Origin of the sequence: Dyella sp. AtDHG13, from assembly GCF_003201105.1 — a bacterium.
GTDB classification, from domain to species: Bacteria; Pseudomonadota; Gammaproteobacteria; order Xanthomonadales; family Rhodanobacteraceae; genus Dyella; species Dyella jiangningensis_B.
The window spans coordinates 281,947-307,940 of record NZ_QICJ01000005.1 but is presented as its reverse complement, the minus strand read 5'-3'; the positions used below and the strand labels follow the sequence as shown (position 1 = coordinate 307,940).

Below are 25,994 nucleotides of genomic sequence, written 5' to 3'. Positions count from 1 at the left end.
TATGAATCCCAATGTCGGCGGCAAAACGATTCAGTCCGCGCCGACGGCTGCGGCCCGCCGGATGGTGGCGCTCGCGCGCAGGCTGGCGTCTGAGGAGGGGTACAACCTCACGGCCTTGCCGGGCGTGCGCATCCTGCGTTCGGATCGCATGCTGTCGCGCACGCCGGTGCTGTACGACCCGGGCATCGTGATCGTGTGCCAGGGGCGCAAGCGCGGGTATTTCGGCAGGCAGGTCTATCTCTACGATCAGCAGCACTATCTGGCCGTCGCGGTGCCCGTTCCCTTCACGATGGAGTCGGATGGAACGCCGGAGCATCCGCTGCTGGCCATCTATATGCATCTCGATTTCCAGCTGGCGGCGGAGCTGATGCTTCAGATCGACCAGCATCAGCTGCATGTCGATACGCCGGCGCCGCAAAGCATGATGTCCAGCCCGATGGACGATGCGCTTCAGGCATCCGTGCTGCGTTTTCTGGAAGCGATGTGCGAGCCGCTCGATGCGGCGGTGCTTGGGTCCACGTTGTTGCGTGAAATCTATTTTCGGGTGCTCACCGGTGCGCAGGGCGCGGCCTTGCGCTCGGCGCTGGGCATGCGTGGCCGGTTCGGCCGGATAGGGAAGGCGCTACGCCGCATCCATGCGGCTTATGACCAGCCGATCGATCTGGCGCAGCTGGCGGCCGAGGCCGGGATGAGCGTGCCCTCGTTCCACAGCCACTTCAAGGCGGTGACGCAAACTTCGCCCATGCAATACCTCAAGTCCACGCGGCTGCATCAGGCGCGCCTGCTGATGGTGCGCCAGGGCATGACGGCGGAAGCGGCGGGTTATGCCGTGGGCTACGCCAGCGCATCGCAGTTCAATCGCGAGTTCAAGCGACTCTTTGGCCTGCCGCCCGCGGCGGAAGTGCGGCGCATGCGGGAGAACTTCGCGATACCGCCCGCGCAGGCGGCGTCGGAGTTTGTTTCCTCGCACTGAGGCCGACGCGCGACAAGGCCGCGTTTCGCAGCGCACAATGGCGCTCATTGTCCTCTTGCCTGCCGCACATGAATCCAACAACGTCGACGCCCGGCCCACATCTCTGGTTGATTCGCCACGGCGAAACCGAATGGAGCCAGTCCGGCCAGCACACCGGCATCACCGACATTGCGCTGACTGAGCGCGGTCGCCAGCAGGCCTCCGCGCTTGCACCGCTGCTCGCGACGCAGACCTTCGACCTCGTGCTGACCAGCCCGATGCAGCGCGCCATCGACACCTGCCAACTCGCCGGCCTCGGCGATCAGGCGCAGATAGAGCCCGACCTGCACGAGTGGAATTACGGCATCTACGAAGGCCGCACGACGGCGGATATCCGCAAGGACGCGCCCGGCTGGTCGGTGTGGACATCGCCCATGCCCGAGGGCGAGAACGCCGCGCAGGTGGGCATGCGGGCGCAGGCGCTGATCGATCGCCTGCTGAGCCGCGGCGCGCGCCATATCGCGCTGTTCTCGCACGCACACTTCCTGCGCACGCTCGCCGCCGTATGGGCCACCGGCGCGCCGTCGCTGGGCGCGCACCTTGTGCTGGATACAGCGGCGGTGAGCGTGCTGGGCTACGAGCGCGAGGTTCGCGCCATCCTCAAGTGGAATCATCAGGCGTAAGGACTCTATCGCGATGCTTCAATGGCCTACGCCACGCGTGGGTCGCGCTTCATGTTGCTTCCTGGATGACGCCGTCAAGAAACGTGCGTATGGCCGCCACCATCTGATCGAGCCCCGGCAGCTCCAGGGGATAGTGTCCCGCGTTGTCCAGCATCACCTTGCGGACCGGCACATGGCGGATGCGGCCAAGAAAAAGCTCGCTGAGATGCAGCGGTGTCCAACGGTCTTGCGCAGGCTGTGTCAGGAGGATGGGGCACACGTCGAAGTGCTCGGGTTCGATGGCTGGCTTGTAGTTCATGTAGCTGGCGAGGAAGCGCGTGGTGACCCAGTTGCCGGCGGAGGTTCTGTCCGCCATGCATGCCTTCAGCGCGGCCTTGTCGTTGACGAGTGCGTGCATTTTGCTCGCCAGCGACATCGGCAGCCGCATGCCGGCGAGCGGGCTTGCGGCGGCGAATGTCAGCAAGGGGCCGCCGATGCGGCTCATGACGATATTGAGCGCCGTTTCATCGCGCACTTGCTGCAGGCGTTGGTCGAGGAAGGTCATGCCGACGATGCCCTTGACCTTACGGTTCAACGCGGCGACGTGGTAAGTCGCCATGCCGCCCGCGCTCAGCCCGTACAGCACGATGGGGCGCGCGTCCTTGGCGAGCTCGGCGTCGATCAGATCGCTACCGGCCTGCACCCAATCGCCGTAGCGCACGTGTGAACCTGGGGCCACTTCGGTGAGGCCGTAGCCTGGCATGTCGATGGCGATGGTCTCGAAGCCGAGGCGGGCGAGCGGGGCGCCGAGGATGGTCGACATCTGGCGGCCGTTCGTGCCGACGCCATGGAACAGGATGATCTTCAGCGGCGCTGCCGGGTTGCGGTAGCTGTCGAGATGGATGCGATGCCGACGCCACGGCCACCATTCTTCCTGCGGTTCCTGGACAGGTTGTAGCTGATAGGCCTGCGGGAGGAACGACTGAATCTTCCGCCAGGCCGCCTGATCGGTGTAGTTCATCGAAGTCTCCGGAAGGAATGCTGTTGCTGCGTGCGCAGCTTATTCAGCGCATGGCGGCGGGCCGATGGCGGCTCAGGCCAGCCGCTTTATGCTTTGGGCCATGCATATAATGGTGGCGGCATCGGCTTCCTGGCCTGCGCATGAACTTCTGGAACTTCACCCGCAGTCCCGCCAGCGTTCGTCTGTTGCTGGAATTCGGACGGCGCCGTGGTCTTGCAGCGACGCAGTTGCTCGCCGGCACGCGGCTGACTCAGGCGCAGCTCGATAACGCGCAGGTCAGTCTCAGCCCAGGCAAGGAACTGGCCGTCATCGCCAACCTGCTGCGCTTCTATCCCGCGAGCGCGGGCCTGGGCTTGCAACTGGGCCTGGGGTATCGGCTGTCTGCCTATGGCGTGCTGGGCCTGGGCATGATGAGCAGCGCCACGGCCCTCGATGCCTTGCGCCTGGCGCAACGCTTTCTGCCGTTGACGTATAGCTATGCCGCCATCGTGCACCGTCGCGATGGCGAGCTGGACACGCTGTTGTTCGAGCCTCCCCTGCATCTGGACGCCGAGCTGCAGCAGTTTGTCGTCGAGCGCGCCATGGGAGCCACGGTGCGCGTGCTGAGCGACATTACTGGCGTCGCCGCTCCGCTGAAGACCATGCGGCTGCGCGGCGATCCTGCGTCGGTTGCGATCAGGAATGAACTGGTGAAGGAGCTGGGTTGCGCACCGCGCTGGCAGTCGTCGGAAGATCTTGTCGCCATTCCACGCGTGCTGACCGGGCGCGCGCTGCCGCAGGCGAACGCCATGACGGCGGCCATGTGCGAGCGCATGTGCGAAGAGCTGGTCGAGCAGCGCCGCACACGGCTGGATACGCCGACGCTGGTGCGCGAGTATCTGGCCGCTGCGCCCGACGCGTGCCCGCCGAGACTGGCGGACGTCGCTGCCTTTCTCTGCACCAGCGAACGCAGCCTCAAGCGCTGGTTTCACGACGATGGCACGTCATTCCGCGAACTGCTGGAAGAGAGCCGACGCGCCAAGGCGGACCGATGGCTGAGCCATCCGCACCATTCCCTTAGCGAGGTCGCCGAACGGCTGGGTTTCAGCGATCTCTCGTCGTTTTCCCAGGCCTACAAGCGATGGACCGGCACGGCGCCCAGCCTTTCGCCTGCTCGCGGAAAGCATCGCCACTGAAGCGCAACGCCAGGGCGGGCGTGCCTTCGGGCCGAAGCGAAAGTGCGTTTCGGCACAGGGCGTGATGGTAGTCGCGTCCCCGATTCCGGAGTCATACTGGGGAAACATCCTATGTATCGCTTCGGAGCCGCCATGCGTCGTCGTGACTTTCTTGCGGGAACGGTAGCCGCCACCGCCGCATCTGCCGCCCTGCTGCTGCCGGGCCGCTCGGCGCAGGCCGCGCCCGCTGCGGCCGCCGGTGTGAGCGGGCTGACCTCGATGACCGGCAACGCCAAGCCGATTTCGGTGGAGGAGCGCCGCGCGCGCATCGCCCGGCTGCAGCAGCTGATGGTGGAGCGGAAGATCGGCGCCCTGATCCTGGAATCCGGTTCGAGCCTGGATTACTTCACCGGCATCCAATGGCATCGCTCGGAACGCACGACGGCGGCCGTGATTCCGGCCAAGGGCGACATCGTCGTGGTCACGCCGGCATTCGAGGAGCCCTCGATTCGCGAGACCCTGGCAGTGGGCGGCGACGTGCGGCCGTGGAACGAGCATGAAAGTCCGTTCGCCCGCATCGTGGGTGGGCTGCGCGATCGCGGCGTCACCTCTGGCGCCATCGCTTTCGAAGCCACCACGCGACTGTTCATCGTCGACGGCGTGCGCGATGCGAGCAACGGCGCGTATCAAGTGGTTTCCGGCGATGCGTTGGTGAAGGCTGTCCGCTTGATCAAGTCACCGGCCGAACTCGCCTTGATGCAGATCGCCAACGACGTCACCCTGGCGGCGCTGCGTTACGTCCACGGCCACGTTCGTGCCGGCATGCGCCCGGACGAGATCGGCGACATGATGAACGCCGCCACTGTCGCCCTGGGCGGCGCGCCGGAGTTCGCCCTGGTGCTGATCAACGAAGCCAGCGCCTATCCGCACGGTTCGCACCAGCCGCAGACGCTGCGCGAGGGTTCGGTGATCCTGATGGACGTGGGCTGCGCCGTGCATGGCTACCAGTCCGACATCTCGCGCACCTGGGTGATGGGCCAGCCGACCGCGAAACAGCGCAAGGTGTGGGACACCGTCAAGCGCGGCCAGGAAATCGCACTCGCCACCGCCAAGCTCGGCACACCGGTGGGCGCCATCGACGACGCCGTGCGCGCCTACTACGAAAAGGAAGGCTGGGGCCCCGGCTACCATCTGCCGGGTCTTCCCCATCGCACCGGCCACGGCATCGGCCTGGACGGCCACGAGCCGCCGTATCTCGTGCATGGCGACACCACGCCACTGGCGGCCGGCATGTGCTTCTCCGATGAGCCCGGGCTCTATATCCCCGGCGAATTCGGCATACGCCTGGAAGACTGCTGGCATATGACCGAGACCGGCCCGAAGCTTTTCACCGGGCTCGCCAAGTCCATCGACGATCCGATCTGATGTGCATGTAGCACGTAGCCTGTAGCCCGGATGCAGCGCAGCGGAATCCGGGACATCGGAGCGTTAGCCAAACAATCTCGCCGCGCCGCGCATCAGGCTGGCTGTTCGCCTGGCATGGTGGCGCGATCCCGGATTCCGCCTTCGGCTGCATCCGGGCTACGGGCGCTGTGGATCAACAGCGGGTGTCGCCGGCTTCCGCCAGGCGGACATGGTGTTCGTCCGCCGCGCTGACGCCGTTGCGGCCGTCGAACTTGGTGCGGTACATGGCGTGGTCGGCCTGCCGCACCAGATGCTCGAAGCGCGTGCCCGGCCGCGCCACGGCCACGCCGATGCTGGCGGTGACGGGAATCGGCTGGCTGCCGACCTTGGCGTGGGAATGGGCGAGCGCGTGGCGCAGGCGCTCGGCGGCGGCCAGGCCCTGTTCCAGCGAGGCGCCGGGCAGGGCGACGACGAACTCCTCGCCGCCGTAGCGGCTGGCCAGGTGGCCCGGCCACTGGATCGCGTCGCGCAGCCGCTGCGTGACGTGGCGCAGCACCGCATCGCCCGCGTCGTGGCCCCAGCGGTCGTTGATCTGCTTGAAGTGGTCGAGGTCGAAGATCATCAGGGCGAACTGCTGTCCGCGTTCCAGGCAGCGCTCCAGCGCGGCGCGTCCTTCCGCCACGATGGCGCTGCGGTTGAGCAGGCCGGTGAGGCCATCGGTGCGCGCCGCGCGGCGCAGGTCCACCACCAGGCGTTCGGTGATCAGCTGCAGCAGGGCGAAGTACGAAGCCAGCGTGGTGAGGATGCCGATGGTGTACGTGGCGGCCACCGGCAGGCCGCCCGTCATGATGTTCTGGCCGGCAGCGGGCGCGAGGGGCAGGAAGGCGCGTGCCAGGTAGAACAGGCCACTGGCGATCAGCACCACGGCGGCGATGCGGCAGCTCTTGCGGATGTCCGGCTCGCCGTAGCGCAGCAGCAGGTACGCATAGGCGAAGTTGAACGCCATGGCCTGCAGGCTGCCGGCCAGCAGCCGCGCGCCAAGGTTGGGCGTGACGTAGGCGAACCATGCGATGGCGCCGGTATAGACCAGCGCGAAGCTGCACGGCCAGCGCCAGCGCAGCGCCGCGCCCACGTGCTGGGCGATGCCCTTCAGCGTGAGCACGTTGCCGGTGATCAGCAGGCCGTTGCCGACGACGATGGAGAGGACGTCGGGAATGTAGTTGCGCAGCCCGATCAGCGTAATGGCCACGGTGTTGACCCAGATGCTGGCCACCCAGATGCGCAGGACCTTCTGCGTGTTCAGTACCGCCAGCAAGGAGGTAAAGCCCACCGACGCGCCGATACCCATCAGCAGACTGATGATGGTGAGGGTAGGAATGTCGAGGTGCATGGCGCTCCCTGGTGCCAGCGCGCCCTTCTGGCCGGAAGGGACCCTGGGCCTCCGATGAGGCGGTGGCGATATCTCTCAGAGCATATCGGACAACGCCCCAAAAACTTGAACTGCGTCACATTTTGTTGAGCCCCGGTGCACGGGCGAAAAAAAAGGCCCCCGAAGGGGCCTCAAGAACCAAAGCAGAACGTGGGGTTACCAGGTGCGCACATCGGCCACGCCGACGGTGTACTGCTGCATTTCCGGATCGAAGCGGAACAGGCGGCCCAGGTCGAATTCCACCGACTGGCCGGGGCCGATGTTGGTGGTGCCGGCCGGCCAGCCCTTCTTGCTCTGCAGGACCTTGCCGGAGCCGTCCTTCGCATCGATGCTGATCTGCGCGGCAGCGGCCTCGGCGCAGTGGTTCACCAGCTGGCCGCTCAGGCTCAGGCGGGCGGCGGCGCCGGCGCCGACGAGCTTCATCTTGAAGTCCTGCACGGCGAAGTCGGTCGGGGCGCAGGCGGCGTGGGCGGCCAGCGGGGCGGCCAGGAACAGGGCGGCGGCGATCAGGGTCTTCTTCATAAAGGGGCGTCCGTGATGTGGTCAAGTCGGAATGGTTCGACATGACTCACATCGGCGACCCCGCCAAAATCTTTAGCCCGTGCCGGGGAAGGCGTTCAGCTTGGTATCTTCAGCCCGGCGTGCTCGATGAACCACAGCCCCGCGAACAGCTTGGGATCGATCGAATAACCTTCGGCGGCCCGGGCGAACAGCCATTGGCCGGCCTGCGTGCGCGGCACCTCGTGCACGATGATGTTCTCGGACTCGTCACCGCCGCCGGGGCCGACCTTCTCAAGATCCCAGGCGCGCACGAAGGCGATCATCTCGGTGCTCATGCCCGAGGAGGACGGCCCCTCGTGCACGAATTCCAGGCGCTTGCAGCGATAGCCGGTTTCCTCTTCCAGCTCGCGGCCGGCGGCGAGCAGCGCGTCTTCGTCGCCATGCTCGTGCAGGTCGCCGACCAGGCCGGCCGGCATCTCGATGGTGTTCTTGAGGATGGACACGCGGTACTGCTCCACGAACAGCACCTTGTCCTCCGGCGTCACCGCCAGGATGATCACCGCGCCGCCCGGGTTGTTGCGCTCGGCGTATTCCCAGCGCCCGCGCTTGCGCAGGCTCAGCCACTTGCCGACGTAGAGGGTTTCCACCGGCGCGCTGGCGTCGTGGGGAATGCGGTCTGGATGATTCATCGGCGTGATCGTTCGGCGGAATTGAAGTTCTGCATGTTGCCGTGCCGATATGTCAGCGACAACCTTCGGGGTCCGCTCGTTTTGCCGCCTGCTTACATGGCGCCCGAGCATCCATTTCCTTCACCGTCATTCCGGCGCAGGCCGGAATCCAGTCGCGTCCTCGTTGGGTTGTCGCGAAATGAGTCATCGAACGTGACCGACTATCGCGACCAGCCAAGTTGCTCGCCACTGGATTCCGGCCTGCGCCGGAATGACGGTGAGGGGGATGATCCTCGCTTGGATCGTGAGTGCCCCTGAAGCAAGGCCAGCTCACTCCACCGCCAGCTCCACCGGCCGCGGCTTGATGCGCACGGCCCAGGCCACGCCGGCCACCAGCAGGGCCACGCCGGTGAGCGTCAGCGCACCGGGCGGGTGGCCGCGCAGCACGAAGGCGTAGGCCAGCGCCGCCAGGGTCTCGAACACGATCAGCTGACCGGCGAGCGCCGTCGGCAGCCGCTGGCTTGCCGAGTTCCAGCACAGCGAGCCCAACCAGGAGGAGAACAGCGCGATGGCCGCCATCAGGCCAATGAATCGCCAGGGCTGCGGCCCGAGCGGCATGGCGAACGGGTTGCCGCCCACTTTCATCAGCGACCACAGCAGGGCGTAGCCGGCCAGCGCGAGCGGCAGCATGGCCAGTCCCTGCGCCGTGGCCCAGGTGCGCGGGCTGCGATCCGGATGGCGCCGCAGCCAATCGGCGTTGCGCAGCGGATACCACGTCCAGCACGCCACCGCGCCGGCCGCGAGTAAGCCGCCGCGCGCATAGCGCCACAAATCCATGCCCGAGGGATGATCGAGCGTCGCCAGCTCCGCCCGGTTCACGCAGGCAATGCCCATGCCGATCAGCACCAGCGACGGCGCCAGCGCGAGCCACGGCAGGCGGCCGTCGCGATGCGCGTCGCGCAGGTTTGCGGTGATCGCGATCACCACGGGCAACGTGCCGATGATCATGGTCGGCAGGGGCGCGCCAGCAAGTTGAATCGCGCTGGCCAGGCACAGGTAATAGAGCAGACCGCCCACGGCGGACAGCTTGAGCGCCTCCAGCCAGTCTTCGCGCGACAGCAGGCGCAGCGCGCGGCGGTCCATCCATGCCAGCGGCAAGGCGATCACGCCGAAGGCGAGGTAGCGTCCCACCGACTGCAATGCGGCCGGATATTCCGGCAGCAGCAGCGGGCTGATGAACACCAGACCCCACATGAGGCCGGCGGCGAGTGCGTAGAGAATGCCTGTCCACATGCCGCCAGCGTGGCGGAACCGCGCGGCGCCGTCTTGTACCAGATTGCGGCGGTCGCTTCGCTCAGCAGCGCAGCGCGCGCTGATAACGCGCCGGCGTCACACCGTAGCGCCGCGCGAACGCCCGCGTGAGATGGGCTTGATCCGCCAGGCCCACGGCGGCGGCCACCTGCGCCGGCGCCTCGCCGCGCGACAGGCGACGTTTCGCTTCCGCCAGCCGGAACGCCATCAGCATCTGCTGCGGTGTGGCGTGATGCTGCGCCTGGAACTGCCGCAGGAAATGGAACGGGCTCAGGCCGGCCACGGCAGCCAGCTCGTCGAGCGTCAGCCGTTGCGCGAGATGCGCGTGCAGATAATCGACGACGGGCGCAAACCGCGCGGGCGCGCCATCGATGGCCTTGCGCGGCACGCGCGCGTGGGCGCGGAACAGGCTGAGCAACTGGAGCAGCAGGCTGTCGAAGGCCAGCGGCTCGCGCGCCTGCCACAAGGCGTCGAGCAAGGCGGTGATCTGCCGTGCACTAGGCAAATCCTCGCGCACCACGTCGCTGAACCACCAGCCGGGCTCGCCCGTCACGTCGGCGACCACCGAGGGCTCGATATAGGCCATGCGGTAATGCCAGCCGCCTTCGGTTTCGGCGCGGCCCGTGTGCAACTCGTCGGGATTCATCATCACCAGCGAATCAGGCGGGGCCAGATGGTCGGCGCCGCGATAGCGGAAACGCTCCACGCCCGATTCGATGGCACCCAGTCCAAAGCCGTCGTGCGTGTGCGGATCGAAGGCGTGGCGCACGATGTGCGCGCGATACAGCTCCACGCCCGGCCGGTGCCGTGCCAGGCGGAATTCCGCGGCATCGCGCGTCGAGTTGAAGGTGGAAGGGACGCCTTGCATGGCGCCATGCTAGCGCGAGCAACGCGTCCCGTGCGCGGCGCTCAGGCCAGCAAGGCCTTCAGGCGCGTGCGTGTCAGCGGGCCGAAACGCAAGCGTTCGCACAGCGCTTCCATCGCCTCCGCCTCGCCACGCAGGCGGCGAAGCCCGTCGATTTCGGTGGGCACCGGCGCGTCGAGCGCGATGCGGGTCAGGCGGCGATAAAGCCGTGCCGCCTCCGCATGCTCGCGCAACTTCGCGGCGCAACTGGCGGCGCCGCGAAGGCGCAGGAAAGGCACTTCGTCCACGCGGTCCAGCAAGGCATCCAGGCTGCCGAAATGCGCGAGCAGGGCGGCGGCCGTCTTCGCGCCGACGCCGGGCACGCCGGGGATGTTGTCGACCGCGTCGCCGCACAGGGCGAGAAAATCCGCCACCTGGTGCGGATGCACGCCCATTTTTTCATGCACGCCCGCGGGGCCCCAGCGCAGGTTGCGCGCGTAGTCCCACTGTTCGTCGTGCTCGCCCAGCAACTGGCCGAAGTCCTTGTCCGCCGAGACGATCACGCTGCGGAAGCCGTGGCCACGCAGCGTCCACAGCGCGCTGCCGATCAGGTCGTCGGCCTCGTAGGTATGGTCGATCAGCACGGGCACGCCCAGCGCCAGCGCCACGTCGCGGCACAGCACGAACTGGCGTTCCAGATCCGGCGGCGGCAATTCGCGGTTGGCCTTGTAGGCGGGATAGATCGCGTTGCGGAACGAGGTGGTGAGCGACGCATCGAACGCCACGGCCAGGTGCTCGGGCTTCACGCGTTCCAGCAGTTCGCACAGAAAGCGCGTGAAGCCGTGCACCGCGTTGACCGGATGGCCGTCCGCGTCGTGGAATTCGTCCGGCATGGAGTGCCACGCGCGGAACACGTAAAGACTGCCATCGATCAGATGGACGGCTGGACGGCTCATGGCGTCCATGTGCTGACCAGGTTCGCGAGCACGGGGCGTTCGCGGTCGGGTACGTCGATCTGCGGCGTGCCGATGTGCACGAAGCCGATCACCTGTTCGTTGTCCGCAAGGCCGAGGATGGCGGCGGCCTCGCGGTTGTACGCGGCCCAGCCGGTGAGCCATTGCGCCCCGAAGCCCAGCGCCCCTGCACCCAGCAGCAGGTTGTAGGCGACGCAACCGGCGCTGAGCTGCTGCTCGATTACTGGTACCGTGCTGCTGGCGTCGATGCGCGCGATCACCGCCACCACCAGCGGGGCGAAGTCGTAGCGCGTGCGGTCCTTCTCGCGCTTGGCGTCGGCCATGTGCGGGTTCACCCGCAGCGAAAGCTCGGCCAGCCGCGCGCCAAAGGCGAGCTTGGCATCGCCTTGCAGCAGGATCAGTCGGAAGGGTTCGAGCTTGCCGTGGTCGGGCACGCGGATGGCCGCTTCCAGCAGCGCTTGCAGCGTGGCGGCATCCGGACCGGGCTCGCCCAGTTGGCGCGAGGGAACCGAGTGGCGTTGCTGCAGCAGGGAAAGAGGGTGGGACATGGGGAAGTCCGGGAAAATAAGGTTGATGCTAAAGGCGCAAGAGAAACGAGTGAAGAGCAGTAAGTAGTGAGACTACCGCTCGCCTTCTCTCACTACTCACTCCTCTTCACTCACTCCTGCTCTTACGTTGCCAGGCTGAAAGAACCCGGCAGCAACGTTCCCACCGTGGTTTCCTGCACGTCGCCCGTCAGGTTGCCCAGCCATACCGGCATGGCGTCACCGCACAGTTCCGACATGACCTGGCGACACGCGCCGCAGGGGCTGATCGGCCCTTGCGTGTCTCCGATCACGGCGAGCGCCACGAAATCTCCCGGACGGCAACCGGCCGCCACGGCCGAGAACAACGCGGTGCGCTCGGCGCAGTTGCACAGGCCGTAGGCACCGTTTTCCACATTGCAGCCGGTGAAGTGGCGCCCGTCGCGCGTGACCAGCGCGGCGCCGACCAGAAAGCGGGAATAGGGTGCATAGGCGTTTTCGCGCGCCTGGCGCGCCAGGTTCAGCAGGACATCGGGAACAACGACTTCAGTCATCGGGATCTCCATCACGGGGATCCCCGCCGACACGATCGCCCAGGGCGGTCCGGTTGCCGGTGGCGGGCCAGTTAACTCCCTCGGGCGGGCCAGCGCAAGTGGCCGGTGGTTTGCGCGGCGGGCCTTCGGCTACGATGCCGGAACCTTTCCGCAGGGGATGCACGATGCCGATCACCGTGGCCGCATTGCGCGAGACCGCCGCCGGCGAACGCCGCGTGGCGATCACACCCGAGGTGGCGAAAAAATTGCGCGGCAAGGATGTCCGCGTGCTGCTGGAACGCGGCGCCGGTGCGGCGGCCGGTTTTCCCGATGATGCCTATGCCGACGTCGAATTCGCCGATGCGAACAGCGTGCTGGCGCAGGCGGATGTATTCGCCTGCGTGCTTCCTCCCGATGACAGCGTGTGGCCTCGCCTGCGCGAAGGCGCAGTGGTGGTGGGCCAGTTGCGGCCCTACGGCGCCGCCGCGCGCATCGAGACGATGGGCCAGCGCCGTCTCACCGCGTTCGCGCTGGAGCTGCTGCCGCGCACGACGCGCGCGCAGGCGATGGACGTGCTCAGTTCGCAGGCCGCCGTGGCTGGCTATCGGGCCATGCTGATCGCCGCCGAAGCGTCGCCGAAATTCTTCCCCATGCTCACCACCGCGGCCGGCACGATCCGTCCGTCGCGCGTGCTCGTGATCGGCGCAGGCGTCGCGGGCCTGCAGGCCATCGCCACGGCGCGCCGCCTGGGTGCGCAGACGGAAGGCTACGACGTGCGCCCCGAAACCCGCGAACAGGTGGAGTCGCTGGGCGCCAAGTTCATCGAGCTGGGCGTGAGCGCGGCGGGCAGCGGCGGCTATGCGCGCGAGCTCACCGCGGAGGAACGCGCCGCGCAGCAGCAGGCGCTGGCCGAACACCTGAAGAGTGTGGACGTGGTGGTGACCACTGCGGCCGTGCCCGGTCGCCCTTCACCCAGGATCCTGACCCGCGCCATGGTGGACGGCATGAAGCCCGGCGCGCTCATCGTGGACCTTGCCGCCGAAGGCGGCGGCAACTGCGAACTGACCCAGCCGGGCCAGCGTGTGGAGCATCAGAGCGTGGTGATCCTGGGCCCGCTCAACCTGCCGGCCGGCGCACCGCTGCACGCCTCCGAAATGATCGCGCGCAACGTGTACAACTTCCTTGAACTGTTGATACAGGGTGGAACGCTGGCGCCGGATTTCAATGACGAGCTGGTGGCCAAGAGCTGCATCACGCGTGATGGTGAGGCGAAGTTTCAGGGGTGAGGTGGAGGCTTGCGGTGGGTTGCCTTCAAGGCGGTGCACGATTTCCGACAGCGATAGGGTTCCCTCACCGTCATTCCGGCGCAGGCCGGAATCCAGTGACCGCCTCGTGCGGTTTTCGCGGAAGAATCGAACGCTTTGACGTCACGCGATAACCGAGCACCTTCGCCACTGGATTCCGGCCTGCGCCGGAATGACGGTGAGGGGAATGAGCGTTATCGCGACGCTTTGAACCAGCGCGTTGAACCCGCCCACAAAAAAGCCCCGCCATGGCGGGGCTTTTCGTTCAGTGCCGTGGCGGCGGCGGGCCCATGGGGCCGTTGCGCATGTCGTGATGCCACTGGCGCCTCAGCTGTTCCTGCTGCTCCGGCGACAGTTGCTGGAAGCGCTGGAAGGCGTCGTGCAGTTGCGCGCGCTCCTGCGGCGACAGTTCCTGGAAGCGCTTGCTGTTCTCGCGCACCTGTTCGCGCTGCTGCGGCGTCATCTTCTGCCACTGCTCGAAATTCTGGCGGGCCCGCTCGCGCTCCGCCGGCGGCAGGCTTTCCCACTCCTGCGCGCGCTGCAGCAGGCGTGCCTGCTTCTGCGGCGGGAACGTGTCCCACTTGTCCGCCACCGGGCCGAGCATCTCGCGATCCTGCGCGGAGAGCGTCTGCCACGGGCGGGGCGGCGGCGGTGGTCCGGGCGGCAGCACGGGCCGGGGACCCGGCGGAAGCATGCCGGGCGGGGGTGGCCCGTGCGGGAAGTCGCCCGGCGGCGGTCCCGGCGGGGGCACCTGCTGGGCCATGGCGCTGGTTGCGATGCCGCCGAGTCCGAGGACAAGAAGCAGCGACACGAAAACACGGCATCGACGCATGGTTACCTGCTCGCCTCGCTGTCGCCGTTCTTGGCCAGCCATCCGTAGAAGTCCATGTTCTGGTACAGCGTCGGGTCGGTGACGGCGGCATCGGGCGGAAGCTCGCCGTCCACGTCCACGGTCTGCGCGGAGTTCGGCGCGACCGAGGTCGGGCGCTGCACCGGCGAAGACAGGAACAGGGCGACCACCGCGATGGCGGCAAACGCCCCGGCCGGCAGCAGCAGCTCCAGCAGGCGGTGCGCCCACGAGGTCTTGCTGGCGCTGGCCAGCGCTTCGCGCCGGGCGGCACGCAGGCGGGCGGCCACGGCCGGGTCGAGTTGGCGCGCCGCCTCGCGATAGAGCGCGCGGGCGCGAAGTTCGAGGTGGTTGTCAGGCGCGTTCATCGCCATTCCTCCAGTTGGTCGCGCAGGCGTTGCAGCGCGCGCGACAGATGTGTTTTCACGCTCCCTTCCGAACATCCCATGGCCTGCGCGGTTTCCGCCACGTCCAGGCCTTCGAGCACGCGCAGCATGAAGGCTTCGCGCTGGCGCTGGGGCAGCAGTTTCACGGCCGCGGCCATGTCTGCGTACGACTGCGAATCGGTCAATCGCTCCAGCGGGCCCGGCGAAGTGTCGGCCGGTTCCCAGGCGGGCAGCTCGTCGCCGTCGTCGTCCCGGCCGCCCAGCCAGCCCACCATGATCGAGCGCACCTTGCGGCGGCGCTGCAGATCCACGATGCGCCGGCGCAGGATGCCCCAGAACAGGGGCGTCCATTCCTGGGCCGGCTTGTCGCTGTAGTGCTTGACCAGCCTGAGCATGGCGTCCTGGACGGCGTCCAGCGCGTCTTCGCGGTGGCCCAGGTTCAGCTCGGCCATGCGGAAGGCGCGGCGTTCCACCTGCGCCAGGAAAGCGTCCATGGAAGCCGGCACCGCCCGGGCTTCTTCGAGCAGCAGGTCGCCCTCTAGCGTGGAGACGACGCTGTTCATACCGTCGTCGTCCGGTTCGTCGGATCGGCCATCCTGAGACTCCATCGGTACGTCCTTGCCTATCAACGTCCGACGCTCGCGCGCGTTGACCCGCAACCGTATGATGCGGTGGCATCGGAGTCCTGGCGGGGAGGGGTCATGATCGACGGTTTCCTGGCGCTTTACATCTTCATGTTGGCCGCTTTCACGGGGTACGAAATCATCGCCAGAGTACCGGTGATACTCCACACCCCCTTGATGTCAGGCTCCAACTTCATCCATGGCATTGTGCTGGTGGGTGCCATGATAGCGCTAGGGCACGCGCAGACCCCTTTCGAGATGGCCATCGGCTTCATTGGCGTGCTGCTGGGCGCGGGCAACGCCGCCGGCGGCTACGTGGTGACTGAACGGATGCTGGAAATGTTCAAGGCCAGCAAGCCCCAGGCCGGCAAGGAGGGCAAGTAATGGCCTGGCTGCCGGACGTGATCAAGGCCTGTTACTTCCTCGCTGCCCTGCTGTTCATTCTCGGTCTCAAGCGCATGAGTTCCCCGCGTTCTGCGCGGGGCGGCATCGTGTGGGCCGGCGTGGGCATGCTGGTGGCGGTGCTGGCCACCCTGGCCCTGCCGGACATGCACAACCGGGGCCTGATCCTGGCGGCCGTGCTGATCGGCGTGGCTGCCGCCTGGTGGTCCGGGCGCCGGGTCGCCATGACGGCGATGCCGCAGATGGTGGCGCTCTACAACGGCATGGGCGGCGGCGCGGCGGCGGCCATCGGCGCGGCGGAGCTGTTCAGCTACGCCGGCAAGTCGGTCACCCTGCTGGATGGCGGCCAGTTCACCGCCAGCGGCGCCGATACCCCAGGCACGGCGCAGCTGGCGCTGGCGGTGCTGGGCGCGCTGATCGGCTCGGTCAGTTTCTCCGGCTCGCTGATCGCCTTCGCCAAGCTGCAGGGCTGGCTGGACAGGCGTTTCGTGTTCCCCGGCCAGCGCGTGGTGAACCTGCTGGTGCTGGCCGGCGCGGTGGTGCTGGGGGCGATGATCGCCAGCGGGCAGCTCACCATGCCGCTGATCGTGGCCTTCTTCGTGCTGGCCCTGCTGTTCGGCCTGATGATGACCCTGCCCATCGGCGGCGCGGACATGCCGGTGGTGATCTCCCTCTACAACGCATTCACCGGCCTGGCCGTGGCGTTCGAGGGTTTCGTGCTGCAGAACGAGGCGATGATCATCGCCGGCACCGTGGTGGGCGCGGCGGGCACCTTGCTCACCCAGTTGATGGCCAAGGCGATGAACCGCTCCATCGGCAACGTGCTGTTCGGCAGCTTCGGGGCAGCCGGCGCGGCGGGGCAGGCCATCGCGGGCGCGCAGAAACCGATCGAGGCCAGCGACGCGGCGGTGATGATGGCCTACGCCGAGCGCGTGGTGATCGTGCCGGGCTACGGCATGGCGGTGGCGCAGGCGCAGCACAAGGTGTGGGAGTTCGCCAAGCTGCTGATCGAGCGCGGCGTGAAGGTGAAGTTCGCCATCCACCCCGTGGCGGGCCGCATGCCCGGCCACATGAACGTGCTGCTGGCGGAGGCGGGCGTGCCTTATGACTTGATCGCGGACATGGACGACATCAACCCCGAGTTCCCCACCACGGACGTGGTGCTGGTCATCGGTGCCAACGACGTGGTGAATCCGCTGGCCAAGACCGACCCGGCGTCGCCCATCTACGGCATGCCGATTCTCGACGTGGCCGCCGCCAAACAGGTGATCGTGGTCAAGCGCGGCAAGGGCACGGGTTTTGCGGGCATCGAGAACGCCCTGTTCTACGCCGACAACGCGCGCATGCTCTATGGCGACGGCCAGGCGGCGGCCAGCCAGCTGGTGGCCGAACTCAAGACGCTGGACGCCTGACTCGGAAGGCTTAGCCGCGCTTGGGCTGGCGGCCGGCGCGCGATGCCGCCCATGCCGAGAGGCCCATGCCGGCGACGAACCACACGTCGTCCGCCGGCGAGCAGCCCAACTGGGCCAGCTGCAGCAGCAACGGGAAACCGGCGGTGCGGATCGAGTCGACCAGGCCCAGCCCCATCAGGCCGGCAATGCTCGCCGCGGCCATCAGCAGGTTGACGTAAAGCACGGCGGTGAACGTGGAGAATGCTGCGAGGATCGCCGCCTGGCTGCCCGGCGGGCGCACCCAGTGACGGATCGCCTTGCCCAGCAGCCAGCCCACCGGCAGCGCCAGCCACGGCAACGCGCGCTGGGAGTAGAGCGTGGGAACCATCCAGACGGCGCCGGCGGCCAGGCCCAGCATCACGGCGCTCACCAGCGCGAACAGCAGCGAGAAGACGGCCCAGGGCTTCATGAATGGCGAACGGTGGACTGGACGAAGGACACGGCTATTCCCGGGCGTAAAACTCCCATGATACCGCGCCCGGCCGGGCACCTGTCCCGGACCTGAAGGTGCCGGGCGCCCGCGCTCCCTTGAGAACGCCGCCTTCCGACCTGATGTGAACGGGCAGGACCGGTCGCCAACCGGCATAATAGACAGCTTGGCGCGGCAGCTTGCCGCGCGTATCGACGAGATTCGGCAGGATCGGCATGAGCGGTTTCAGTCTTAGCAGCGAACCTTTCACCCTGGAGCGCGACTGCCAGGCAGTCATGGTGCCCCAGGGCGAAACGGTCAGCCTGCCCGCCGGCCAGATCGGCTACATCACCCAGGCGCTGGGCGGCAGCTTCACGGTCTACGTGGAAGGCAACCTGTTCCGCATCGCCGGCAACGATGCCGATGCGCTGGGCAAGGAGCCGCCGCCGCCCATCGAACTGGCCAGCGACGCCAGCGATGCCGACGTCGAGGCGCTGGTGTGGCAGCAGTTGCGCACCGTGTTCGATCCGGAGATCCCGATCAACGTGGTCGAGCTGGGCTTGGTCTACGACGTGAGCATGGAGCATCCCGCGCCGGACCAGCGCAAGGTCTACGTGAAGATGACCCTGACCGCGCCCGGCTGCGGCATGGGCGACATCCTGGTCGACGACGTGCGCACCAAGCTCGAGCTCATCCCCACCGTGACCGAGGCGGACGTGGACCTGGTGTTCGACCCGCCGTGGAACCACTCCATGATGTCCGACGCCGCCAAGCTCGAAACCGGCATGCTTTGAGAGCTTGTTCAGAATCTGCTGAGCAACCCCCGTTCCCTCACCGTCATCCCCGCGAAAGCGGGGATCCAGTGCCTTTTAGGCCTTCTCGCAACGTGTAAAGTTGCTGGATGACTAGCCGTTCGGCTGTTGATGAAGCGCCTCCCGCTTTCGCGGGGATGACGGTGGGGCAGATGTGCATGCACTCATGCGAGACCTGCATAAGCGCTTAGGTCTCCGAGCATGTGGTTGAACGCCTACACCACTGACCCAGATCAGCACACCTTGCCCGCTTGAACGTCAGGCTGCACACGCAGCCTGTCTTGTTTCAAGGAGCCAAGGAATGTTTCCCGAATACCGCGAACTCATCACCGCCCTCAAGGGGCGCGATCCGCACTTTTCCCGCCTGTTCCATCGCCACAACGAGCTGGACCAAGAGATCAAGAACATGGAAACGGGGCTGGCCCCGGCCGGCGACATGGCCATCGAGCAGCTGAAGAAGGAAAAGCTGCTGCTGAAGGACCAGATCTACGTGATCCTGCGTAAGGCCTCGGTGGCCTGATCGCGCTCCCGCCGCGCCAACCGGCGCGGCCTTCCATCATCTACCGGGAATACATCGCATGGCGAACCATCGCGCCGGGCGCGCGCCTGCCTCTTCGCGCGGCAACGAAGCCGATCCGTTGGAGAACGCTGCCAGCAAGGCGCCGGGGCGCGAACGCGCCACGCCGCTGCCGGAACTGCGCACCGTGGCACACGCCGTCGCCTCCGCGCAATCGGTGCTGGCCGAAGGCGTGGGCGACATCTTCATGAAGCAGGCGAATCAGGGGGCCGATGCGCTGTACGACAGCCTGTGCACCGTGATGGACGGTATGTCGCCGGACGATGCGGCACGCGTGCGTCATCTGTTGCTGGAGGGCGACCCGAACCTGCACGGCCTGTCGCGCCGTCATCCCGATGACGAACTCTCGCCGGGCTGGCGCAAGGGCGAGTATCCGTATCGGCACAAGATGTCCCGGCGCAACTACGAAAGGCAGAAGTACCGCCTGCAGGTGGAGTTGCTGAAACTGCAGGCCTGGGTGCGCGAAACCGGCCAGCGCGTGGTGATTCTTTTCGAAGGACGCGACGCGGCGGGCAAGGGCGGTACGATCAAGCGTTTCATGGAGCACCTCAACCCACGCGGCGCGCGCGTGGTGGCGCTGGAAAAACCCACCGAGACCGAACGCGGGCAGTGGTATTTCCAGCGTTACGTGCAGCATCTGCCGACGCGTGGCGAGATCGTGCTGCTCGACCGCAGCTGGTACAACCGCGCGGGCGTTGAACATGTCATGGGTTTCTGCACGCCCGCCGAGTACGACGAGTTCATGCGGCAGGTGCCCGAGTTCGAGCGGCACCTGGTCAACAGCGGCATCCTGCTCTTCAAGTTCTGGTTCTCGGTGAGCCGGGACGAACAGCGCCGCCGCTTCGAGGAGCGCAAGCTCCATCCGCTCAAGCAGTGGAAGCTCAGCCCGGTGGACCTGGCCTCGCTGGACAAGTGGGACGCCTACACCAAGGCCAAGGAAGCGATGTTCTCGCATACGGACACGGCCGATGCGCCGTGGATCGTCATCCGCTCCGACTGCAAGAAGCGCGCGCGGCTCAATGCCATGCGCCATGTGCTCAATCGCGTGAAGTACGCCAGCCGCGACGACGCGGCGGTGGGCCTGGCCGATCCCCTGATCGTGGGGCGCGCCCTTTACGGCTGATTGAGGCGGGGCGCAAAGCGCCCCGTTTCTTCCTCATCGATTTGTGCGAGAACCGGCGCGCATGCTTGTAGGAAATTCAACTTAAGTTCATTTTTGTGCAGACGCCGTAAGGGAGCGTTTGGCAGCGCTGCGCAATATCTTTCGCGCGGCCCCGCGCGATGCAGGCCGCCGCCGGTACGCGAGTAGTTTTACTGAGATCGAGATAACTCGCGTCAGGCCGCGATCCGCAGGCGGATTTCAAAACTGCGATCGACATCACCACTTTCGCCAACACGCTGAAAAGGCTTTGGTATTTCAGCGGTCCTCAAGGGCGTAGGCCTCGCGAAAGAAAACGCAAGATCAAACGCATTGATCGCGTTTTCGTATTTATTTGCTGATTTTCTGGCGTTTCATGCGCAGCGCCGATTTCATTGACGCTACGAAGGGTCTTGATTAGCGTCAACGAATCCGTGAGCGGGAGGGTTGACGGATGGTCCTTTGGCGACGCGGGCACCGACATTCGTCCGGTGTGCGTCGTTCAGCGAGTCAGTGCGCGGGCATGCCGTTCCATGGAATGGCAGGGGGAAAGCAAGTCCGGGCGCCTATCGGATCGCAACACAGTCACAAGACCTGAGGCCGTGCGAGCGGCGCATTTTTTCATGTGGTGCAGCGCACCGCATCGGGTCGGTTCGTCCTCAAAAAACGTCAAGGAGACAAGAATGACTGTTCGTATCGATTTGCGGGGAAACGTATTTCGCAAGGCAATGCTGCCGCTGGCGATGTCCTTCGCCATGACAGGTTCGCTGCACGCCGCCACCAATGACGGCTGGGTGGGCGTGCGCACGCAGGCGGCCATGACGCGCAATGCCGCGCCGAGCACGGCGGCAACGTCGGCTGCCGCCACCAACAACACCTGGACGCTGAGCATGCACGGCTCGCCGAAGGTCGACGCCGCCACGGTGTCGCTGCTGGAGGCCAGCAAGCCGATGCACGTGGCGCTCAGCCTCAACCTGCGCAACGTGAACGAGCTGGAGAGCTTCCTGCATGCGGTGAATGATCCCGCCAGCCCGCAGTTCCATCACTTCCTGACGCCGGATCAGTTCAAGGCGCGCTACGCGCCGACCGACGCCCAGGTCGCGCAGGTGGTGGCGCACCTGAGCCAGTCTGGCTTCAGCAACGTGCACGTGTCGCCCAACAACATGCTGGTCGAGGCGGACGGCAACGCGAACTCGGTGAACGCGGCCTTCCGCACCACCATGCGCACGTTCAAGTTCGGCGGCAAGCAGCGCATCGCCAACGATGCGGCCGTGCAGGTGCCGGCGGCGCTTGGCGGCATCGTGGATTCGGTGCTGGGCCTGCAGAACCTCAACGTGCCGCACACCATGCATCACATCGTGGGGCCGGTGCACGCGAGCACGAACAACGTGGGCATCCAGGCCACGGGCACGCAGACTTCGCACAGTCCCAAGGATTTCCCGGCCATTTACGACGTGGGCAGCACGCCGACGGCATCCAACACCAAGGTCGGCATCATCACCTGGGGCGACCTGACCCAGACCATCGCGGACCTCAAGACCTTCACCACCAACGCCGGCATGAGCACGGTGAACACGCAGGTGGTGAAGACCGGCAGCAGCGCCTATGCAGACGATCCGAACGGCGACGGCGAATGGAACCTGGACAGCCAGACCATCACCGGCACCTCGGGCGGCGTCAACACGCTGATCTTCTACACCGCGCCCAACTGCGACGCGAACGACAGCTGCCTTACCGATGCCGCCATCACCGCCGCGTACAACCGCGCGGTGACCGACAACGTGGCCAAGGTCATCAACGTGTCGCTGGGCGAAGACGAATCCGCCGCCAACAGCTCCGGTACGCAGGCGGCCGACGACAAGATCTTCGCGCAGGCCGTGGCGCAGGGTCAGACCTTCTCCATCGCGTCCGGCGATGCGGGCGTGTACCAGTGGTCCAACGATCCGACCGAAGGCGCGCCGGGTTACGTCGCGAACTCGGCGGGCACGGTGCAGATCTCGCTCAGCCACTACTCCGTCAGCGAGCCGGCCAGCTCGCCGAACGTGGTGGCCGTGGGCGGCACCACGCTGAGCACCAGCGGCACCACGTGGGCAGGCGAAACGGTGTGGAACGAGGGCCTGGCGGCCGTCGATCCGAGCAATGGCGACAACAACAAGCGCCTGTGGGCCACCGGCGGCGGCGTGAGCCTGTTCGAGTCGGCGCCGGCATGGCAGACCACCGCGCTGGGCTCCTCGGTGACCATGCGCCAGGTGCCCGACCTTGCGTTCGATGCGGCGCAGTCGACCGGTGCACAGATCTACATCCAGGGCACCGCTTACCAGATCGGCGGCACCAGCCTGGCCTCGCCGATCTTCGTCGGCATCTGGGCGCGCATCCTCTCCGCCAACAACAACACCCTGGGCCTGCCGACGCAGAACATGTACGCCCATTTCCCGACCGACGCCTCGCCGCTGCATGACGTCACCTCGGGCAACAACGGCTACAACGGCTACGGCTACACGGCCAAGGCCGGCTACGACAACACCACCGGCTGGGGCTCGCTGGACATCGCCAAGTTCAACAGCTACGTGACGCAGTACTGGGGCGGTGGCGGCGGTGGCACGGGCGGCACGCCCACGGCCAACTTCAGCTTCGTCACCAACGGCCTGACCGCCAACTTCACCGACAGCTCGACCGATTCCGGCGGCAGCATCACCGGTTATTCGTGGACCTTCGGCGACGGCGGCACCGCGACCACGGCCAGCCCGAGCCACACCTATGCGGCGGCCGGCACGTACAGCGTCACTGAAACCGTGACCGATGGCGCGAGCGGCAAGACCTCCAGCAAGACCGCGTCCGTCACCGTCTCCGGCGGCAGCACGCCCTCGCAGATCATCGTGAACCCGGGCTTCGAGACCGGCACGGCCAGCCCGTGGTCGATGAGCTCCGGCACGCTGTGCAGCAACAGCACCTGCAGCGGCGAAACGGCGCACGGCGGCACCTGGTTCGCCTGGATGGACGGCTACGGCAGCACGCACACCGACACGGTGTCGCAGAGCGTGGCCATTCCCAGCGGCAAGAGCTCGGCCAAGCTGACCTTCTATCTGCACGTCGATACGGCCGAAACCAGCAAGACCACGGCCTACGACAAGCTGAGCGTGCAGGTGCTCAACAGCAGCGGCACGGTGCTCAAGACGCTGGCGACGTACTCGAACCTCAACGCGGCCACGGGCTACTCGCAGGCCAGCTTCGACCTGAGTGCGTACATCGGGCAGACGGTGACGCTGAAGTTCACCGGCACGGAAGACTCCTCGCTGCAGACCTCGTTCGTGCTCGACGACGTCAACCTGACGGTGCAGTAAGCGGCCTTCGGTTGGCATGAAAAGCGAAGGGCCCGGTCAGTGATGGCCGGGCCCTTTCGTATCGATGAAGTCGGCAACGCGCAACTTAGCCTCACCGTCATCCCGGCGCAGGCCGGGATCCAGTGGCGGCGCACTACGATTTTCGCGGTAACGCGAGTGATGATCCTCGCGAAAACCATAAACTGATGTCACTGGATCCCGGCCTGCGCCGGGATGACGATGCGAGGTGGCGGGGCACGATCAGCCGTTGCTTTCCTCAAACCGGTTGGCGTCGCGGTTCTTGCGCACCTTGGCCGGATCCCACACGCGGCCGTTCATGGTGATATAGACGCCATCGGGCAGCGTCTGCACGGCGGCGACGGCGCAGCCGATGTTGAACACCGCGTCCGAGCCCTGGAAGCGCGCGGGGTTCAGCGCGCCGGTGAGCACGATCACCTTGCCCTTGATATTGGCCAGCTCGCGCGCGGTCTCGACCATGGTGTCGGTGCCGTGCGTCACCAGCACGTGGCGGTGCGGCTGCGCCTCGATGGTGGAGCGCACCAGGGCGCGATCCTCGTCGCCCATGTGCAGGCTGTCCTTGCGCAGGATCGGGATCACGTCGAACTGGAAGGCCACGCCGAGCTGGCTGAGGATGTCGCCGATCTGGGGCGAACCGATCTTGTAATCCGACTTGTCGTCGAAATAGATCTTGTCGATGGTGCCGCCGGTGGTGACGATGGTCAGATGCTGCATGGTCGGGAGTCGCCAGGGTGGGGAGGCGGGCATTTTAGCGGGTAGTCTGCCTTGGGGCACCCTGAGGAGTGGGTGCCCCTCACCGTCATTCCCGCGAAAGCGGGAATCTAGCGCCTTTGCTCTCACTTCCCGTACCTCTTAACGCCCCGAAAGTCACTGGATTCCCGCTTTCGCGGGAATGACGGTGAGGGAGGGCAGGGTTTGCGGACTCAATGCGGCCCCAACAACAACGCCGTGTCCGTGGCATCCGCCGCCGAGAATCGCGACAAGCCATGCGCCACGAAGCGCCGCAGCGCCGCGCCGGTGCGGGCGTGGCCATGCGGCGCCGACCAGGTGTCGTGGCGGGCCAGCAGGGCGGCGGCCGTGCAGCGGGCAAGGGTGAGCGCGAGTCCGCGGGCGCCGACTTCCAGCCCGGTCCGGTCGCTCGCATGGGCCTGCAGGTAGGCAGCGGCCGCATCCAGTGCTTGATGGATCGCCTGCCGCGCGTGCGCGTCGATGCTGTCGGCCAGCCAGCCTTCGATGGACGTGCGCAGCGCGCCGATGTTCTCGCCGGCCAGCGCGCGGAGGCTGTCCAGCGACAGCACATTGGTGGTGCCTTCCCAGATCGCATAGACCTGGGCGTCGCGCAGCAGCTGGGGCAGGCCGGTGTCCTCGATGTAGCCGGCGCCACCGAAACACTCCAGCGCTTCCGAACACAGCTTCACCGCCATCTTGCCGGTCCACAGCTTGGCCAGCGGCGTGAGCAGGCGCAGCAGGGCGACTTCGTGCGGTTGCGCGCTGCCGTGCTCCACGCGGCCGAGCAGGTGCGCCACTTCGAACGTAAGCGCGAACGCGCCTTCGAACTCCGCCTGCATGTCGGCCAGCGTCTGCGCATGCAGCGGCTGGTCGATCAGCCGCTTGCCGAAGGCGTGCCGACGCGTGGCGTAGTCGCGCGCCAGCGACAGCGCGCGCGCCATGCTGGCGGTGGCGCCAACGGCATTCCAGGTGCGCGTGATGTTGAGCATCGGCGCCACCTGGCGCACGCCGTTGGACAATTCGCCCAGCGGCCACGCCGGCAGGCCGTCCAGATGGATCTCCGCCGTGGGCAGTTCGTGCGTGCCGAGCTTGTCCTTCAGGCGGTCGATGATCAGCTCCGGCTTGCGGCGCTCGCCGTCCATGGTTTCCACGTAGAACAGCGCGAGCGCGCCAGGACCGGAGCCGGCGCCTTCCGGCCGTGCGAGCCCCAGCGCCATCTCGCCGACCACGGCCGAGCTGAACCACTTGCGGCCGTAGAGGCGCCACTGGCCGGAGGCATCCTGTCGCGCGATGGTTTCGGTGTTGCCGACGTCCGAGCCGCCGGCGTTCTCCGTCATCCACTGGCCGCTCAGCCAGAACGTGGATGCATCGCGACTCAAGAGATGCGGCAGCGCGCGTTCGATCAGCGCCTTGTTGCCGGATGCCTTCAACGCCGTCGCGGCGCCGTCCGTCATGGCGAGCGGACAGCTGTAGAACTCGCTGGCCACGTGATAGAGGTAAACGCGCGCGAACTCTTCCAGCCGCGCGTGTTCGTGTGGTTCATGGCCGGAAGCAAGCACCGCGTGTTTCGTGGTGATGTGCGGGCCTTCCTGCCAGGCCTCGGTGAGTTCGATGCGATCGACGCGGCTGCCCCACGCATCCCACTGCGTGAGCACGGGCTTGCGGCGCGTGCTGCGGCAGGCGCGCTGCCATTCCATCACGGCGTAATCGCCAAGCGCTTTCAGATCGGGCTCAATGGCGGCGAGCCGCGCCGGCGGCAGCGCGCGCCGAAGCATGGCGCGCAGCAGCGGATCGTCACGATACGGATGAGCGAGCTGCGGCGGATCTTGCAGGAATCCCATGATCGGCTCTCGACGGATCGGTGCTGTCGAGTATAGGCCGTGCGTGTAAGAGCCTGTTCAAAATCTCGCGCGAATGTGCATTCCCTCGCTCGTCATTCCGGCGCAGGCCGGAATCCAGTGGCCTCGCGGCGCGGTTTTC

General features: G+C 66.6%; 26 protein-coding genes. 11 read left to right on the top strand and 15 right to left on the bottom strand.

Going from position 1 to position 25,994, the window contains the following annotated elements; translation table 11 throughout:
* The first annotated feature begins 61 nt into the window (after positions 1 to 61).
* Both BDW41_RS11345 and BDW41_RS11340 read left to right on the top strand, forming a co-directional pair.
* Entirely contained in the window at positions 62 to 973 is a 912-nt protein-coding gene (locus BDW41_RS11345) for an AraC family transcriptional regulator (protein ID WP_074547380.1), read from the top strand.
* 68 nt (positions 974 to 1,041) lie between these two features.
* Positions 1,042 to 1,635 (top strand): histidine phosphatase family protein, encoded by a 594-nt coding sequence (locus tag BDW41_RS11340; RefSeq protein ID WP_074547381.1) that lies wholly within the window; start codon positions 1,042 to 1,044, stop codon positions 1,633 to 1,635.
* 49 nt (positions 1,636 to 1,684) lie between these two features.
* Here the strand turns inward: BDW41_RS11340 and BDW41_RS11335 are convergent, their stop codons facing one another.
* A complete protein-coding gene (locus tag BDW41_RS11335) occupies positions 1,685 to 2,635 on the bottom strand; it encodes an alpha/beta fold hydrolase (protein ID WP_074547382.1) in 951 nt (316 codons plus the stop codon).
* A gap of 140 nt (positions 2,636 to 2,775) precedes the next feature.
* Here BDW41_RS11335 and BDW41_RS11330 point away from each other — a divergent pair, with 140 nt between their 5' ends.
* Together BDW41_RS11330 and BDW41_RS11325 are read left to right on the top strand one after the other, a co-directional pair.
* Positions 2,776 to 3,810: an AraC family transcriptional regulator gene (locus BDW41_RS11330; protein ID WP_074547383.1), complete on the top strand. Its 1,035-nt coding sequence runs from the start codon at positions 2,776 to 2,778 to the stop codon at positions 3,808 to 3,810.
* Between the two features lie 132 nt (positions 3,811 to 3,942).
* Positions 3,943 to 5,214, top strand: coding sequence for a Xaa-Pro peptidase family protein (locus BDW41_RS11325; RefSeq protein WP_074547657.1), 1,272 nt, complete (start codon positions 3,943 to 3,945; stop codon positions 5,212 to 5,214).
* 172 nt (positions 5,215 to 5,386) lie between these two features.
* On the opposite strand, the gene BDW41_RS11320 is transcribed toward BDW41_RS11325, so the two are convergent.
* From BDW41_RS11320 to cdd, 8 genes are all read right to left on the bottom strand, one after another.
* Entirely contained in the window at positions 5,387 to 6,583 is a 1,197-nt protein-coding gene (locus BDW41_RS11320) for a GGDEF domain-containing protein (RefSeq protein WP_074547384.1), read from the bottom strand.
* 195 nt (positions 6,584 to 6,778) lie between these two features.
* The gene (locus BDW41_RS11315) at positions 6,779 to 7,144 is read right to left on the bottom strand and encodes a hypothetical protein (protein ID WP_074547385.1); all 366 of its coding nucleotides are present in this window, start codon (positions 7,142 to 7,144) and stop codon (positions 6,779 to 6,781) included.
* A gap of 95 nt (positions 7,145 to 7,239) precedes the next feature.
* Positions 7,240 to 7,812, bottom strand: coding sequence for an NUDIX hydrolase (locus tag BDW41_RS11310; RefSeq protein ID WP_074547386.1), 573 nt, complete (start codon positions 7,810 to 7,812; stop codon positions 7,240 to 7,242).
* A gap of 309 nt (positions 7,813 to 8,121) precedes the next feature.
* Positions 8,122 to 9,084, bottom strand: a complete 963-nt coding sequence (locus BDW41_RS11305) for a DMT family transporter (RefSeq protein WP_074547387.1) — start codon at positions 9,082 to 9,084, stop codon at positions 8,122 to 8,124.
* Positions 9,085 to 9,145: 61 nt separating this feature from the next.
* Positions 9,146 to 9,970 carry an AraC family transcriptional regulator gene (locus tag BDW41_RS11300; RefSeq protein WP_074547388.1) on the bottom strand — a complete coding sequence of 275 codons (825 nt, stop codon included), beginning with the start codon at positions 9,968 to 9,970 and terminating at the stop codon, positions 9,146 to 9,148.
* 41 nt (positions 9,971 to 10,011) lie between these two features.
* Positions 10,012 to 10,911 (bottom strand): 5'-3' exonuclease H3TH domain-containing protein, encoded by a 900-nt coding sequence (locus tag BDW41_RS11295; RefSeq protein WP_074547389.1) that lies wholly within the window; start codon positions 10,909 to 10,911, stop codon positions 10,012 to 10,014.
* The gene (locus BDW41_RS11290; RefSeq protein WP_074547390.1) at positions 10,899 to 11,468 is read right to left on the bottom strand and encodes a nitroreductase; all 570 of its coding nucleotides are present in this window, start codon (positions 11,466 to 11,468) and stop codon (positions 10,899 to 10,901) included. Before BDW41_RS11290 ends, BDW41_RS11295 begins: the two co-directional genes overlap by 13 nt.
* Before the next feature lie 122 nt (positions 11,469 to 11,590).
* On the bottom strand, positions 11,591 to 11,998 hold the full coding sequence (gene cdd / locus BDW41_RS11285) for a cytidine deaminase (protein WP_074547391.1): 408 nt from the start codon (positions 11,996 to 11,998) through the stop codon (positions 11,591 to 11,593).
* Between the two features lie 164 nt (positions 11,999 to 12,162).
* On the opposite strand from cdd, the gene BDW41_RS11280 reads away from it, so the two are divergent.
* Positions 12,163 to 13,263, top strand: coding sequence for an NAD(P) transhydrogenase subunit alpha (locus BDW41_RS11280; protein WP_074547392.1), 1,101 nt, complete (start codon positions 12,163 to 12,165; stop codon positions 13,261 to 13,263).
* A gap of 283 nt (positions 13,264 to 13,546) precedes the next feature.
* Here the strand turns inward: BDW41_RS11280 and BDW41_RS11275 are convergent, their stop codons facing one another.
* The 3 genes from BDW41_RS11275 to BDW41_RS11265 are packed head-to-tail and all read right to left on the bottom strand — an operon-like array spanning position 13,547 to position 15,077.
* Positions 13,547 to 14,113 carry a DUF3106 domain-containing protein gene (locus BDW41_RS11275; RefSeq protein WP_074547393.1) on the bottom strand — a complete coding sequence of 189 codons (567 nt, stop codon included), beginning with the start codon at positions 14,111 to 14,113 and terminating at the stop codon, positions 13,547 to 13,549.
* A gap of 2 nt (positions 14,114 to 14,115) precedes the next feature.
* Complete coding sequence (locus BDW41_RS11270) at positions 14,116 to 14,496, bottom strand: hypothetical protein (RefSeq protein WP_074547394.1); 381 nt, start codon at positions 14,494 to 14,496, stop codon at positions 14,116 to 14,118.
* A complete protein-coding gene (locus BDW41_RS11265) occupies positions 14,493 to 15,077 on the bottom strand; it encodes an RNA polymerase sigma factor (protein WP_074547658.1) in 585 nt (194 codons plus the stop codon). The genes BDW41_RS11270 and BDW41_RS11265 overlap by 4 nt, the downstream gene beginning before the upstream one ends.
* Positions 15,078 to 15,215: 138 nt before the next feature.
* Here BDW41_RS11265 and BDW41_RS11260 point away from each other — a divergent pair, with 138 nt between their 5' ends.
* Positions 15,216 to 15,521, top strand: a complete 306-nt coding sequence (locus BDW41_RS11260) for an NAD(P) transhydrogenase subunit alpha (RefSeq protein ID WP_074547395.1) — start codon at positions 15,216 to 15,218, stop codon at positions 15,519 to 15,521.
* Entirely contained in the window at positions 15,521 to 16,951 is a 1,431-nt protein-coding gene (locus BDW41_RS11255) for an NAD(P)(+) transhydrogenase (Re/Si-specific) subunit beta (RefSeq protein ID WP_074547396.1), read from the top strand. Before BDW41_RS11260 ends, BDW41_RS11255 begins: the two co-directional genes overlap by 1 nt.
* Positions 16,952 to 16,961: 10 nt before the next feature.
* Here BDW41_RS11255 and BDW41_RS11250 read toward each other — a convergent pair whose 3' ends face one another.
* Entirely contained in the window at positions 16,962 to 17,399 is a 438-nt protein-coding gene (locus BDW41_RS11250; protein ID WP_074547397.1) for a hypothetical protein, read from the bottom strand.
* A gap of 236 nt (positions 17,400 to 17,635) precedes the next feature.
* On the opposite strand from BDW41_RS11250, the gene sufT reads away from it, so the two are divergent.
* From sufT to BDW41_RS11230, 4 genes are all read left to right on the top strand, one after another.
* Positions 17,636 to 18,193: a putative Fe-S cluster assembly protein SufT gene (gene sufT, locus BDW41_RS11245; RefSeq protein ID WP_019466617.1), complete on the top strand. Its 558-nt coding sequence runs from the start codon at positions 17,636 to 17,638 to the stop codon at positions 18,191 to 18,193.
* A 319-nt stretch (positions 18,194 to 18,512) separates the two neighbouring features.
* Complete coding sequence (locus BDW41_RS11240; protein ID WP_074547398.1) at positions 18,513 to 18,731, top strand: YdcH family protein; 219 nt, start codon at positions 18,513 to 18,515, stop codon at positions 18,729 to 18,731.
* 58 nt (positions 18,732 to 18,789) lie between these two features.
* Complete coding sequence (ppk2, locus tag BDW41_RS11235; RefSeq protein WP_074547399.1) at positions 18,790 to 19,911, top strand: polyphosphate kinase 2; 1,122 nt, start codon at positions 18,790 to 18,792, stop codon at positions 19,909 to 19,911.
* 698 nt (positions 19,912 to 20,609) lie between these two features.
* Positions 20,610 to 23,267 (top strand): protease pro-enzyme activation domain-containing protein, encoded by a 2,658-nt coding sequence (locus BDW41_RS11230; RefSeq protein ID WP_233496839.1) that lies wholly within the window; start codon positions 20,610 to 20,612, stop codon positions 23,265 to 23,267.
* A 240-nt stretch (positions 23,268 to 23,507) separates the two neighbouring features.
* On the opposite strand, the gene BDW41_RS11225 is transcribed toward BDW41_RS11230, so the two are convergent.
* The gene (locus BDW41_RS11225) at positions 23,508 to 23,999 is read right to left on the bottom strand and encodes an asparaginase domain-containing protein (RefSeq protein WP_074547400.1); all 492 of its coding nucleotides are present in this window, start codon (positions 23,997 to 23,999) and stop codon (positions 23,508 to 23,510) included.
* A gap of 209 nt (positions 24,000 to 24,208) precedes the next feature.
* Entirely contained in the window at positions 24,209 to 25,855 is a 1,647-nt protein-coding gene (locus BDW41_RS11220) for an acyl-CoA dehydrogenase family protein (protein WP_074547401.1), read from the bottom strand.
* Positions 25,856 to 25,994: the final 139 nt, after the last annotated feature.